This is a genomic window from Petrocella atlantisensis (genome assembly GCF_900538275.1).
Classification (GTDB): domain Bacteria; phylum Bacillota; class Clostridia; order Lachnospirales; family Vallitaleaceae; genus Petrocella; species Petrocella atlantisensis.
The window spans coordinates 1690231-1704960 of record NZ_LR130778.1 but is presented as its reverse complement, the minus strand read 5'-3'; the positions used below and the strand labels follow the sequence as shown (position 1 = coordinate 1704960).

At 37.1% G+C, this 14730-nt stretch carries 11 protein-coding genes and 1 tRNA gene; 6 read left to right on the top strand and 6 right to left on the bottom strand.

The window, feature by feature from the left end; genetic code table 11:
* The first annotated feature begins 9 nt into the window (after positions 1–9).
* Both PATL70BA_RS07955 and PATL70BA_RS07950 read left to right on the top strand, forming a co-directional pair.
* On the top strand, positions 10–1833 hold the full coding sequence (locus PATL70BA_RS07955) for a hypothetical protein (protein ID WP_125136873.1): 1824 nt from the start codon (positions 10–12) through the stop codon (positions 1831–1833).
* 12 nt (positions 1834–1845) lie between these two features.
* Entirely contained in the window at positions 1846–2883 is a 1038-nt protein-coding gene (locus tag PATL70BA_RS07950; RefSeq protein ID WP_125136872.1) for a M42 family metallopeptidase, read from the top strand.
* Between the two features lie 316 nt (positions 2884–3199).
* Here PATL70BA_RS07950 and PATL70BA_RS07945 read toward each other — a convergent pair whose 3' ends face one another.
* Positions 3200–3961, bottom strand: coding sequence for a GntR family transcriptional regulator (locus PATL70BA_RS07945; protein WP_125136871.1), 762 nt, complete (start codon positions 3959–3961; stop codon positions 3200–3202).
* Positions 3962–4247: 286 nt separating this feature from the next.
* On the opposite strand from PATL70BA_RS07945, the gene PATL70BA_RS07940 reads away from it, so the two are divergent.
* The 3 genes from PATL70BA_RS07940 (at position 4248) to PATL70BA_RS07930 (ending at position 8208) form a co-directional block, all read left to right on the top strand.
* The gene (locus PATL70BA_RS07940) at positions 4248–5321 is read left to right on the top strand and encodes a 6-phosphofructokinase (protein ID WP_125136870.1); all 1074 of its coding nucleotides are present in this window, start codon (positions 4248–4250) and stop codon (positions 5319–5321) included.
* A 104-nt stretch (positions 5322–5425) separates the two neighbouring features.
* On the top strand, positions 5426–7048 hold the full coding sequence (locus PATL70BA_RS07935; RefSeq protein ID WP_125136869.1) for an S-layer homology domain-containing protein: 1623 nt from the start codon (positions 5426–5428) through the stop codon (positions 7046–7048).
* 314 nt (positions 7049–7362) lie between these two features.
* Positions 7363–8208 (top strand): MgtC/SapB family protein, encoded by an 846-nt coding sequence (locus PATL70BA_RS07930; RefSeq protein ID WP_243115994.1) that lies wholly within the window; start codon positions 7363–7365, stop codon positions 8206–8208.
* Positions 8209–8212: 4 nt separating this feature from the next.
* On the opposite strand, the gene PATL70BA_RS07925 is transcribed toward PATL70BA_RS07930, so the two are convergent.
* The 5 genes from PATL70BA_RS07925 to murC form a co-directional block, all read right to left on the bottom strand.
* Entirely contained in the window at positions 8213–9430 is a 1218-nt protein-coding gene (locus tag PATL70BA_RS07925; protein WP_172596167.1) for a GGDEF domain-containing protein, read from the bottom strand.
* Positions 9431–9619: 189 nt separating this feature from the next.
* Positions 9620–9693, bottom strand: a tRNA-Arg gene (locus tag PATL70BA_RS07920).
* Positions 9694–9704: 11 nt separating this feature from the next.
* On the bottom strand, positions 9705–10694 hold the full coding sequence (locus PATL70BA_RS07915) for an ATP-binding protein (RefSeq protein WP_125136867.1): 990 nt from the start codon (positions 10692–10694) through the stop codon (positions 9705–9707).
* 1 nt (position 10695) lies between these two features.
* Entirely contained in the window at positions 10696–11772 is a 1077-nt protein-coding gene (locus PATL70BA_RS07910; RefSeq protein ID WP_172596166.1) for a DnaD domain protein, read from the bottom strand.
* A gap of 385 nt (positions 11773–12157) precedes the next feature.
* Entirely contained in the window at positions 12158–13543 is a 1386-nt protein-coding gene (gene murC / locus PATL70BA_RS07905) for a UDP-N-acetylmuramate--L-alanine ligase (RefSeq protein ID WP_125136865.1), read from the bottom strand.
* 195 nt (positions 13544–13738) lie between these two features.
* Between murC and purR the strand changes: the two genes are divergently transcribed.
* Positions 13739–14575 carry a pur operon repressor gene (gene purR / locus PATL70BA_RS07900; RefSeq protein ID WP_125136864.1) on the top strand — a complete coding sequence of 279 codons (837 nt, stop codon included), beginning with the start codon at positions 13739–13741 and terminating at the stop codon, positions 14573–14575.
* The last annotated feature ends 155 nt before the right edge of the window (positions 14576–14730 follow it).

The window sequence follows — 14730 nt, the reverse complement described above, 5'->3', positions numbered from 1 at the left end:
GGTTAAGTTATGTCAGAAGAAAAAAAAGATGTTATATTGGATAACTTAACAGTGAAATTGGAAAAGGGTATTAAGTCACTGGCCACCATTAAATCATTGGCCATTGGTCTATTTGTTCTTTTTGTGCTTGGATGTGCCATATTGACGTATATGCAGTTTGCCACATTTGAGCAGTTTCAAAAGGGAGAGACCGCTTCGGCGTTTCTAGAAAAAGATAAAGAAAACTGGGTATACGAAGAGCATGGTCTGGATATTCTTATTCCTGAGGATGTCATTGCCCATGAATTATCCATCTTGATTGCTAAGGATGTGGAAGATACAGCCTACAAGCTAGAAAATCTATATTATGACGGTAAAGAGCAAGCTTTGAAGGTGAACCTGACTTTTTCCGGCTTCTATCTTCCTCTTGTATATTATATGGAATTTTTTGAAGAAGAAGGCATGCTTAGGATTACCTATGATCAAGTTGGCATCGGTCGACATGAATTAAAAGTTATTGGACCCCTAAAATTTTTGATGAATAGAGGCAGGGTGAGTCAGTTGCTGGATAAGCTAAGTATTGACTTGACCCAGTATGGTAAGGCATCGGGCCTTGACCTTATGAGCGCGACACCAGTAGATCAAGACTTAAAGCTTAACTTTACCGTTAATGAGGAACAGATACAGGCAATTATTGAGCAGATGAGAGGTGCCATTAACAAGGAGCTCCTCCCTATTTATAGCGCCAGCTCCTCCCCCTTAGCAGCAGAAGCGGTGGAGCTTTTAGAACAGATCTATCCCTTATCGGCAGACCAAATGAAGCGAATGGTTCAAGACGTCACCGGTGGTCGAGAATTGGTCAGACATCTATTGGTATTGACCAATGAAACCATGACGAATCAGATTGTATTAGAGCTTAGAAAACAAGGATTTGATCTTGACCGAGAACAGATTGCCTTAGACCGAAAAGCACTTGAAGGCCAGATTATTGATGAATATGCAATAGAGATTTTTGAAGGATTAGAAGCCTATTTTGCAGATAAGATTGTGGCGTATAACAATGGACGTCCTTTTGACTTAGTCAATATGAAAACAATCTCTGTCCAGGATATCGTCAAGAACAATAATATTATGATTGAGGAAAGCATACTGGAACGTATGAATTTTGTATTGGTAGATGGCTTTAGTATCGCCTATGAAGTGGACCCTTCGACATACTACATTAAATCATTAGATGGTTTTGAGGTACTCTCAAAGGAAGACTATGATTTATTACCGGGATCTGGACCTTATGTGGAACCTAAGTTGGTGGCAGATGACAAGATGTGGCAGGAAGTTGAGACCATCCTTATGGAAAAATTCGAAGTCGACCGCGTTTTTATTCGTTACATGAAAACAGACGGTACATCGATTTTTACCATAGCATCTCCGGTTAATAATCCGCAGATTTATTTAAGCTTTGCCATGATGAAAGATGAAACCATCCATATACTAGAGGACAACGTTCAATCTATTGAAGCACTATTAGAGGCTCATCCTGATTTTAATATTGAAACGGCAACACGAGAAATTGAAACCGTACAGCTAAAAAAATTATCTGAAGAAATTCAAACCTATATTCTTGAAGATATGTATCAGCAAGGAAAGCTTAACCACCCCAGCAACTATACGATTGAATATAGCTCCTTTGACGGCAAGTATATATCATTTTTGGTTTCAAATGGAGAGGAATATGTTTACAAGGTTGAGGATACATCTTTTGGAACCTATCTGGCAACGGTTTATGATAAAGAAAAGGCTATTAGGAATTGGTCAGATTTACCAAAGATCATTTTATTACAAGACAAACCTTAAGAAGGAAAGATTATGATGGATATGAAGTACATAAAGCATCAACTGAGCACCTTGGTCGGCATACATAGCCCCAGCGGCTTTTGTGACACCATAACCGACTATGTAAAAAAAGAAGCCAATCGTCTTGGCTATACGGTTAACTATACTCAAAAAGGTGGTATCTATGTTACCATAGAAGGTTTTAATGATAAGGAAGCCATTGGGATGGCATCTCATCTAGATACTCTTGGTGCTATGGTGAGATCTATCAATGATGACGGTACGATTCGGTTTACCAGCATTGGTGGTTATATGATGTCAACGATTAATGGTGCCTACTGCAGTATTTATACAAGAGAAGGCAAGACCTATAAAGGTACTGTGTTATCCAAGAAAGCTTCAGTCCATGTTTATGAAGACATCCATGATTATAAACTCATAGAAGAAAATATGTTGATTCGTGTGGATGAGCTGGTGCATAGTAAAGAGGATATCCTAGGTCTAGGCATAGAAGTCGGTAATTTTATCGGCGTTGACCCAATGTATCGTGAAACAGAATCCGGCTTTATCAATTCCAGGCATTTGGATAACAAAGCAGGGGCAGCTATATTACTGGGCTTACTTGAGACCATTAAAAGCAAAAAAATAGTATTAAAAAATACCTTACAAGTTATTTTTACAACCTACGAAGAAGTGGGGCATGGTGCTTCCTATATTCCTGAAAACATTAAAACACTGATTGCTGTTGATATGGGGGCCATAGGTGAAGACCTTAGCTGTACAGAGCAAGAGGTTTCCATATGTGTGAAAGACTCCTCCGGACCCTATGACCACAAGTTGGTTTCAGAGCTTCTGGAGATTGCTAAGAATAAGAATATAAAGTATGCTTTGGATGTTTATCCTCACTATGGTTCAGATGCCAGTGCAGCTCTAAAAAGTGGTGCCAATATTAGGGCGGCTTTGATAGGTCCAGGTATTCATGCATCACATGGAATGGAACGCACCCATGAGAAAGCTTTGGAACAGACGTTATTGTTGTTATTAGGTTTTTTGGAAAAATATAGGGCTTAGGCTTATAGTCGCAATTCTAGGTTATAATCGTAGAGATAATCCACACCTTTTCCTTGCCTTACACTTCGTACGGTCAGCGGAAAATCTGTGAATCATATCTACTCGGTAATACATCGTCATTACGTCAAGAAAAAGTGCTAATCAATCATCCTTCCATTTTACATCCATGTAAAAATGAAGGACGTTCTACATCGTGTAGAACTGTGATTGATCAGCACTTTTTCTTTTCTTATTCGGTTTTGTATATGTGTAAACTTCAAAAAGCTTATATTTACATACATTAGCAGCCTATAATGAAGAAGCCAACATCGACCATTTACTCATGAAACTGTTCTATCGTAAAGATGTTTTTGTCCCCACGGTAACGAGAGATGGTGTACTCTACCGGTGTATCGAATTTATTATAACCTGTATAATGGAAAAGCTGGATGGCTGTCGTTTTGGTGATGTCCAAGAGATCACAATCTTCTTTGGTCGGAATAACGGCTTCAATGTTTCTTACTACGCGATAGATCTTTGTATTGACGTTTTGTGCCAGTATTTTGTATAGAGATTCATGACCCATATCATGATCTAAGATATGCTTACAAAAAGAATAGGGCATATACGTCTGGGTAATGACGATGGGTTGGCCATCAGCGTAGCGCAGCCTTTTCAAACTAATGACATCCGTGTTGGCTGAGATCCTTAGCGCTCCGGAGACTTCTGTGTTTGCAGGTATGACTTTTAAGTCAATGACTTCAGAAGATGGTGTGTAGCCTTTTCGTGTCATTTCTGCATTATAGCTTTCTATTTTGCGGATGAAATCTTGGTTGATTTTGTTCTGTGCTACAAAGGTGCCACGACCTTTAACACGGTGAAACTTGTTCTCATTCACCAATTCAGTTAGAGCTTGTCTTATGGTGGTACGGCTGATTCCGAATATATCACATAACTCAAACTCAGTTGGGATCATATCACCGGCTTGTAGCTCGCCATTTTTCATCATATTCAGTAGTATATTCTTGAATTGGAAATAAAGAGGAATGGGTGTTGTTTTATCGACTACATACTGCTTAAATAAATCAATTTTTGTCATTTTCTTCACCTTGTCATCATAATATAGTTGTTATATGTTATGCTTATGCTACATACACCATTTTACAGGAATCCCCAAAAAAATCAAGAGTTTTTCAGGACAAATAAGGATTAAGGGATTTATATCTACAAGACATAGATATTTTCCAGTCCAAAACTATATAATAGGTATTTATGTAATAACATAACAAGATGAGATTAGTCTTTTGTCATGGTGGGGGATATGGTATCATGATAATAGCATAAACACTAACGTGTCATATTTATATGGATTAGGAGTGGTTGAATTGAAAAAAAGAATTGGTATATTAACAAGTGGTGGAGATTGCCCAGGGCTTAATGCAGCCATTAGAGGTGTTGCAAGAGCTTCTTATGATTTGCTTGATTGTGAGATTATTGGGATTAAAGGTGGATATAAGGGCTTAATTGATGCCGATTACAAAGTTATGGCATCTCATGACTTTTCAGGGATATTAACACGGGGCGGTACGATTCTAGGGACCCATCGGACGCCTTTTAAACAAATGAGAAAAATCGAAGAAGACGGTATTGATAAGGTGGCGAACATGGTTAAGCACTACAATCAATTGAAGTTAGATTGTTTGGTTACCATTGGTGGTAACGGCACCCATAAAAATGCTAATTTGTTAAGAGAAGAAGGATTGAACGTCATTGGTTTGCCAAAGACCATCGATAATGATATCTACGGTACAGAAATGACATTTGGGTTTCACAGTGCTGTCGATATTGCAACAGAGGTCATTGACCGCATTCATACAACTGCGGATTCTCATGACCGGGTTATGTTAATTGAGCTTATGGGACACAAAGCCGGATGGTTAACGTTATTTTCCGGTATTGCCGGTGGGGCAGATGTGGTCTTGATTCCGGAGATTCCATATAGTGAAGAAAAAGTCTATGAAGCGCTTGAAGAAAGACGCAAAAAAGGAAAAGACTTTTCAATTATAGCTGTGGCTGAAGGTGCGGTTAACAAAGAAGAGGCAGCCATGAGTAAAAAGGATTTTAAACGTTATAGGGAAGAAATGCCTTTTCAAACGGTTTCTTATCGTCTGGCCAACCAAATCAGTACCAATTTAGGCTTTGAAACACGGGTCACGATACCGGGTCATCAACAAAGAGGCGGATCTCCGTCTGCTTATGATCGAGTACTTGCAACCAAGTTAGGTGCTTATGCAGCAAGACTGATTGCTGAAGAAAATTATGGTAATACCGTTTCTATTGTGAATAATAAGCTTAGAGCAACGCCTCTTGAAGACATGGCTGCAAAGCTGAAATTGGTCACAAGGGATGATGACTTGGTCAAAACCGGTGAAGCTGTTGGACTGACTTACGGTGATTAATGTCTTATGTGCTTAGATCTTGTGGAAAATCTTATTAAGAGCTATGATATAGATGGATGTATTAATAACCATTATTAATAAGATTGTAGCAAGGGGGCAACTTTATGAAAAGAATCATCACGATGATTTTGATATTTACATTAACACTAACCATGAACACCAATATAAAAATCCATGCTATGGGTGAAAGTAATTTTATTGCAGCTGGGTGGGGTACGACTTTTTTTATCAAGGATGATGGAAGTTTATGGGGATACGGGAAAAATGACCAAGGCTTACTTAATAGCGACTTGGCATATATAGATGAGCCAAAGCAACTTCTAGAAGATGTGAAAAGTATCAGTGTGAACCGTTATGCAGTGCTTATCGTTAAAAATGATAATACATTATGGTATTGGGGTAGACTGCCAGGGCATACAAAAACAGCAATACCTATCAAAATCCTTGATGGTGTTGTAATGGCCACTTTGGATGGGTATAATAATCAACTCATTTTCGTGCTGAAAGCAGATGGGACACTTCTTCAGTTCAACAAAACCATGTTCGAGCCTGTTGCCCATAATAGCAAAGTCAAATTTATAACAATTGGTGGTTATAACCGATTTTTCATTAATGAGGCAAACGAGCTTTGGGGTTGGAATGATGTTAGTAGTACTACATATGGCGCTTTAGGTGTCGGACATACAGAACCGGTTCAGCAGCCTGTAAAAATACTGGAAGAAGTGGATTATGTTGTTGGTGATTTGACCACCACCATGATTGTTAGAAAAGATGGAACACTATGGATGAGCGGTTCCGGCTATTTAGGCAAGTTCTATGATGGTACAAAAGTGATTAATGGTCCTGTACTTAAACCGATAAAAGTCATGGATCTTGTTATGCATGTTGCAATACGAGATTCTGAGTTTTATGCAATAAAAAAAGACTATACACTATGGACATGGGGTAAAAACAGTAACTTTGGCCTAGGTATGAACCCTCTTCCATCTCCTGTAATATGGACAACGGAAGTCTACAATATGACTGCGGGCTATCAACATCAAGTGGTTTTAAAGTCGGATGGCACATTGTGGACAGGCGGTAGAAAAGACGGAGTCTATAAAGCGCTTCATAATACTCAGAATGTATTAAGACAAACAGCAACAGGTCTTGTGGATGTTCCCGCATCATGGGCTTTGGCTGAAGTTCGACAAGCAGAGAATATTGCTTTGATACCCATGATACTTCAAGATGACTATGCTAAAACCATAAACAGAAGTGAGTTTTGTACACTGGCTATAGCAAGCATTGAAGTAACAATGGGTATGACCATTGAAGCCTATTTAGATTCGATGGAGGTGGAAATGCCGTCTACATCACCATTTGTAGATGTATTAGCCTTAACGGAGACATCTAGAAGAGATATATTAGCAGCTTATGCCCTAGGCATTGTTGAAGGCACTTCAGAAACAACTTTTGACCCTATGAATCCTATTACGAGAGAGCAAGCTGCAAAAATGCTTACAGCTACTGCTACTGCACTGAATATGGAGACAGATGCAACACTACCGGTTTTTGAAGATGCGTCACTCATATCAGAATGGGCCAAACCCTATATTGGATATATGTTTGACACCAAGATTATGGGTGGTATTGGTGAGAATCGATTCGATCCCAAAGGTGGTTTTCAACGGCAGCAAGCTTTTATGACCGTATTGAGATTGCATAAAATGATAGCAGAGGAATAATAGCTTATCCATATAAAATGCTTAAACGAGAGCCAACGGATGCTTACATATCTGTTGGCTTTTACTTTGGGTCACACTCTAAGCGGTTGATATAAAAAAGCTTGGTTTATAAAAGTAAGTTCTTTTTTTTAGACAAAAAAATAGAATAGTCGATTGTCGTTTTTGTGCAAAAGAGATATAGTAACGATAACAGATATGACAACGGTAGTTCGACAAAAAAACTGAAGATCAGCGAGACTTTATATGATGAAGAAAGAAGGTTTCTTTTGTATTGCGTTGATATGTATTAAATTGGAAAGGTAGGGTGTTTAAGTATGATCCATAAGAGCCAACAAAGTGCGATAATAAATGGAAGTAATAAAAGTCATATATGGAATATTCCGGCCTTTTTGGTTATCAGTTTATTAACAGTGATTACAGGAGTTTTGCTTCTGATAGATTTACCAAGGCTTCAATTATTGGATTATGGTGTTGACTTGAATGCATTGATTAAGAGTATGTTTACCATATTTTTGGCTTGTGTCATTGGGTCAACCATTGGATGGGAGCGGGAGAGTCGTAATAGACCGGCAGGTCTTAGAACCTACGCTCTGGTATGTATGGGATCGGCACTAGTTATGATCACCTCATTTAGCATTTTCGAAGAGTATCATACGGTCGTGAATTCTGACCCAGCTAGACTTGGTGCTCAAGTTATAAGCGGTATTGGTTTCCTAGGTGCCGGTACCATCATCAGGGACAAGTTTTCAGTTAAGGGACTAACAACTGCAGCTTCGCTTTGGGTTGTGGCTTGTATTGGTTTAGCGATTGGGTCTGGTATGTATTTAACCAGTATGATTATTAGTATTGTTGTGTATTATATCTTACATAATCTAAGATGTATGGAAGATATTAAGGCCGAAAAAATGAACTATGAGATTCTTATTCGTTTGAAAGAAGAGAATGGGCAAATAAAAGCCATTCATAAAATCATGGATAAGTACGAGATTGTTGTAAGGGATATCAACATTGTCTATGGTCAAACCAGTTTTTTGGAAGCGGACAATGATGATATCAATATTGTGATCCATGCCATGATTTTGGATCATTTTATTGACAAATTGATTGTAGAACTGAGTGGTCTAAGTGGTGTTGTTTCATTTTCGTGTGGTGAAGAGTAAGGGGTCAATGCCACATAAGTTCAATAAATTTACATGTACCCTTACTAAATGTTGCTTGATACCCTTTGTTTCTGCCGCTTTTTTTTGATCTATACAGTGCATCATCAGTATACTTAATCAATTTATCAAGGTTATCAACATCACCAAAGGGTATGGATAAGCATCCAATCGAACATTTAGTTTGAATCATTGTGCCGTCGGGCAAGTGAAATTCAAGATTTTCGATACAGCTGCCTATTTTTCTAACAAATGAGCCTAAATCATCATTTTGGATTGATTTGAGTATAATTAAAAACTCTTCACCACCCCAACGCAAAATATCATCACTATTGCAAACTTGTTTTTTAAGAAGTTCTGCAAGATTAATGAGAACAGAGTCTCCAATATCGTGGCCATAAGTATCATTTATTTTTTTGAAATGGTCAATATCAAGCAATACGAGACCATAATTTGTAGGGGTGATATTCGAAGAACGCCGTTCTCTAATATTACCTTTCTTTATGCCGTCTAGGAAACGTTGAATATCTTTGCAAGAATAATTATTATAATAATACCTATTATAAAGTCCGGTCATAGCGTCTGTTAATGTAAGTTTTTCTAACTTTTCCTGTAACAGATATTCATTTTTGCCTTGATATTCTAGTAAATATGAAATCAATATACCTGCAAAATTAGATGCGCCCATATAAAAGGTATTTGCAATAAAAATATTAAATGGCGTTTTTAAGATATACCATTCAACCAAGGTATATATAATATATAAACTTGTACCAATAATTGTTCCATGTACAAACCTTATTCTTAAAAAGGCATAAATGTAAAGAAAATACGGTACCAGTCCTGCATAGCTTCTTGAGATCTCAGGATGTTGACGGCCGATGATAGCCATGCCGATAATACCAGAGCTTGATACAACGATTGCAAATATATTAATCCATTGGGCATACTTTGGATAATCACGCCAATACGTTAGTATAAAAGAGAGAATCACTACGGGTAAAACAATAAACAAGCGTATTTTTAGAAAATCAAATAGCAACGTGCTGAATAAAAAATAATCGACAATACAAAAGCTCAAATAGAGAGTAACACCTAAAACGATGGCTAATCGAAACCATAGAAGTGAACTTGAGTTACAATGATATTGATAGGATTTTTCCTTTTTAGCATCTTTTATACGGAGTGTTATTGGTGAAATTTCATTATTAAATCCAACATTCATACGATTATGACCCCTTGTAAGTATGTCCTGAAGGTGCATAAAAATCATCCATTTAATCAGCCAGCTGAAAGATTTCAACAGTTATATTCTAGCATGGGCGACTGGTGGTTACAAGCTGAATCATTTGATTCCCAATAAAAAAAGCTGTAAACCCTTATAGAATCAAGGTTTTACAGCTTTTTTCTTTAGCGCACGCAGTAGGACTTGAACCCACAACATTCTGATCCGAAGTCAGACGCTCTATCCAATTGAACTATGCGTGCTCATACTAGATTTATAAAAACTTTTGCAAGCGGATATCGGAACCGATAAAGCCTACAGATAAGTAATTACCATAAATTCGTGAAACAATACGATCGGTATACTGGTTGCTCCATGCACTGGGCGGTAAGTTGGTAGAGATGACAACATGCTTTTTGTCCAGCATACGTGAATTGATGATGTTAAACAGTTCAGACGTAGTAAAAGCATTGTTAATCTCAGTACCAAGGTCATCAATGATGAGTAAATCACATTCATAGAGATTTTGAATCTCATCTAATGTTACATGGCCTTCTTCGTTATGGAAGCGGTAAGTCTCAAGGAGCTTAAATAAGCCAAAAGCCGTCAGATAGATAACCGTATGACCGGTATCAAGGAGTGACTTTGCGATACAGTTACATAAATATGTCTTACCAAGACCAGCTTGACCGTAGAGAATAAGATTATTATATTTTGTGTCAAAATGTTCAGCAAAGCTGTAGCAGATCTTATAATTAAAGGCCGCAATCTCTCGTGGTGATTTACCAATATTTTTATCTACTTCACTACTATAATGGTCAAGAGAGAAATTGTCAAAGTTTTCTTTTTGCAAAATGGCATTTAAATGACTTTGTTCATAGGAAAAGTTAATGATTTCTTGGTTGAGACAATGACATTTAGCGTGATCGATATAGCCGGTATCTTTACAATCCTCACAATCATAGATTGGTGCAAGGTAATCACTTGGATAACCTGCATCTAATAAGGTTTCTTTTTTCTGCAAAGATAATCGGTTGATTTTTTCTTGCAGATCTGTCAAGAGTTCTTGTCTCTTCTTAGGGTTTTCCACAATCTGCCGTGTTAATGAGGCAGATAAGGAAGAGATTTGTTCATCTATGGTCTGAAGTATAGGGTAAGCTTTATAAACCTTATCTTTTCTGGCATAATGTATCTGTTGATTTTTTAAACGACGTTGGTCGATAATATTTAGGATGTGTTTAAACTGTGATCTTGTAAGACCCATACTAAGTCCTCTTTTCCACGGTTTCGACTTCAATCATCTGTCGCATACGCTTTTCAATTAGATCGTGGTCATATTGACGTTGGTTATGATTGTGAAATCGGTTGCTGGTTTTTGGTGCCACCTCTTTTTTGGTCGCTTGTTTCTCGGCTTGGCCGGATTTAAATTGCACATCTAATTCTTTTACAGCATTTATAGATTTTGCGCCTTTGTTTTGCCAATTGGTCAAAATTGTATCTACATATTTCAGTTCTGGTTTATTAATAGCCTCAATCGTTTTCTCGCAGGCTATTACAATGACTTCGATTGCAAAATTGTATTCAACCAGCCATTTTTCCATGAGTTTTATCTGAGCAGGTGTAGGGTTTCGGCCAGATAAGCCTAAGGCCTTAAAGATCTTATAATAGTTTTTATTAAAGTTCTCTGTCAAATCTTTCGCCTGTTGCACTGTGCGTATGCCTTTATCTGACCAATCCATAGCTACTTTCTCAATATAATTCATATGGCGATGCTCGTTGGATGCACAATATTCAATGAGATATTCGACTACTTCAATGTTCAGACCTAACCAATCCATAAAACCGACTAAAATATTGACATCAACTTGAGTGAGTTGCTTGCCCAAGTATTTTTCAGTGATGTATATAAGCTGTTGAAACTCGATTTGACTTGCTATAGCTGCAATCTCTTCCATGGTATATTCCGGTCTCTCGTAGAGTTTTGGTTTTGGGGTATTGGCCTTATTTTTCTTAGACTTATCAGAAGAAATAACAGTATCCTCAGTTTTTTCAAGACTTAATAAACCGATAGAAGTAATCAGATCATCCTCAAACTGAACTTCAATGACCTTAAGCTCATCCCAATAGTTTATAGCACGTATAACATCGGATTCAATCAGATGTAATTGCTTTGCTATTTGTTTGGTTGTAAAAGCAGTTTGATTGCTACAAATCAATCTAAGTAAATATAAATAGACTTTCACATAATCTCCATTGGATTTAGGCATATAATGGTCAATGAATAGGTTGTTTATGAGCGTATGTTGATGAATATTTTGAGATAACAAATTTATTTGACTCATATGAACCCCTTCCCACATTATGTAAACCAATGCACTATATGTGCATAACTTAATATTTATTATACCATCATAGCATATATTATACGATGGGGAGTATAATGATATAGAACTATGAACAATAAGTCAAGAGGAAATAGGGAAAAAAAATTAAAAAGCCTTATAAATAAAGGCTTTCCTAGAAAAAGATATACATAGTGCAACAAATGTGTAAAGTGTGGATAAGATGGTGTATAACATTATCGACATGGCTGATAAAGCTATAAATGGTGGCTAAACCCAGTAAAATAGAGGTGTTCAGATATCACAATTAAATACATTATGTAAACTAGCTATACAAGTCGGTTTTTGTACGATATGTGAACAACTCTGTGGACAATGTGGAAAACTATGAATCAAGGAGGGATTCTCCCAGTAAATAGACATCTCCGGCACCCATAGTTATCAACAGGTCATTTGGGATACAATGTGTCAAAATATAGTAGCTGATTTCATCAAAAGAAGGAAAATATTCACAAGGTGTGCCCTGGGCCAAAATCCTAGATTGGATATCTCGTGCATGAATATCTCCAATATCCGTTTCTCGACCTGCAGAATAGATGTCCATAAGAATGACATGATCAGCTAAACTTAAAGCTTTGGCAAAATCGTCTAAAAAGGCCTTTGTTCTGGTATAGGTGTGTGGCTGAAAAACAATCCAAAGTTTGTTGAAATCCATATTAGCGGTTGATTTGATTGTGGCCTCTATTTCAGTAGGATGGTGTGCGTAATCATCGACAATATGGACACCGCCTAGAGACCCTTTGTATTGGAAACGGCGATGGGTACCGGTAAAGGCACCAAGACCTAAAGCTATAGCTGTCAAATCAATACCAAGTTCTATAGCTGTTGCTATAGCAGCAAGTGCATTGCTGATGTTATGATCACCAGGTACAGAGAGTTGGAACCGGCCTAGAGACTGATTATTGTAGATAACATCAAAAGCACCATGGCCAAGTGGGTTATATACAATATTGGTACCATAGAAATCACAGCTGGTGTTGGTCAAGCTATAAGTGACTGTTTTTTTTGTTGTCTCTCTTAAAATACGTTGAGAATCTTTGATATCACCATTGATAATAATGGTGCCATCTGTTTTTGTATTTTCTAAAAAGGTATGAAAAGAATCATGGATATGATGAATATCTCTGAAATAATCCAGATGATCTTCTTCCACATTTAGAACAACGGATATTTTCGGAAAGAAATGATGAAAACTATCAAAATATTCGCAAGCTTCGGTTACAAAATAGGGGGATTTACCTACGGCCACATTGCCACCGATTAAGGGTAGTATACCGCCGACCATAACCGTTGGTTCAGCTTTTGCTGAAGTTAGAATGTGGGCAATCATGGAGGTCGTTGTTGTTTTCCCGTGGGTACCGGAAACAGCAACGCTTTTTTCGTAATCATCCATAACCTGTCCAAGTAATGTGCCACGGTCTATAATAGGTATATCCATTTTTTTCGCTTTTTCCATTTCAGGATTATCCAATTTGACAGCTACAGTGTAGACGACCAATTCAATATCAGAAGTTATATGATCTTGATGGTGACCTTTATAAATATGTGCACCTAAAGATGCTAATTTGTTAATGGAGCTGTTATTGCCGATATCTGAACCGGTTACTCTAAAGTTACGATCAAGTAATAATTGAGCCAATGCGCTCATGCTAATGCCGCCAATGCCAATGAAATGAACATGAATGGGCTTTTCGAGGTTTATTTTATACATATTTTCTCCTTAAGAATCGATAGAAATTCGATTTACAATGATCTAAAATCGATAGATTCTTCTATATTATACATTCTTTTTCAGAAATATGAAAGACTCGAATATTCTAGAGAAAAAGACTTATAATATTCGGAAATATAGGTTATAATATGTAAATACAAGAAAAGCCTTATATAGAATAGAACTAGAGGAAAAATGATGAATAAAAAAATCAGTAAAACTGAGCGTATTGCTTTGATTACTAAAACCCTAATAGAGAATCCATCTCAGATATTCACGCTGAACTACTTTTCAGATATGCTAGACCATGCTAAGTCGACGTTGAGTGAAGATATAAAAAGTATTGAAGCATCTTTTGAAAAATACCATTTGGGTAAGATATACTCCATATCCGGAGCGGCTGGAGGGGTCTATTATCTCCCATTAGCTCATAAAACGTTTGTTGAAAAAGTTCAAACGGATTTATGTAATAAGCTGTCAGAAACCAGTAGAATTATACCCGGTGGTTATTTGTACATGAATGATATTCTATATGATCCTTCATGGTTGGAAAAGATAGCCTTATGTATTGTTTCGTACTATGAAAGTGCCTCAATGGACTATGTCGTGACCATTGAAACAAAGGGAATACCTTTAGCATTGGCAGTGGCAAGAATCTTAAATAAGCCAATCGTCGTCATTAGAAAATCAGCAAGGTTAACGGAAGGCACTACCTTACAAATGAATTATGTAACCGGCTCCAAACAAAACATTAAAACCATGTCAATGCCCATAAAATCTATTAAGAGAGGTTCAAAAGTTCTATTTGTAGATGATTTCATGAAAGCGGGCGGAACAGCAAAGGGTGTTGTAGACTTTATGAAAGAATTTGAAGCCCAGGTTGTCGGTGTAGCGGTTATGATGTCTACTATTACAACTGAAGAGAAGCTGGTTCAGTCTTACTATTCGTTAATTGATTTCAAAGGTATTGATGAAAAGAATAAAATCATTCATATGATACCTTCCAACAACAAGAGTGACTTCACCTTGTAAAAATCCTATAGATGATACTTATAAGTGCTCCTTTAGCAATAGACCGTTTGATGGCAAGCCTCTATCGCTATGGAGTTTTTTTGTTTCTGTAAAACATGAATCGTGTATAAAAAATAAACAGCAAGTTAACCGATTTTATAATAAATTGTCAGTGA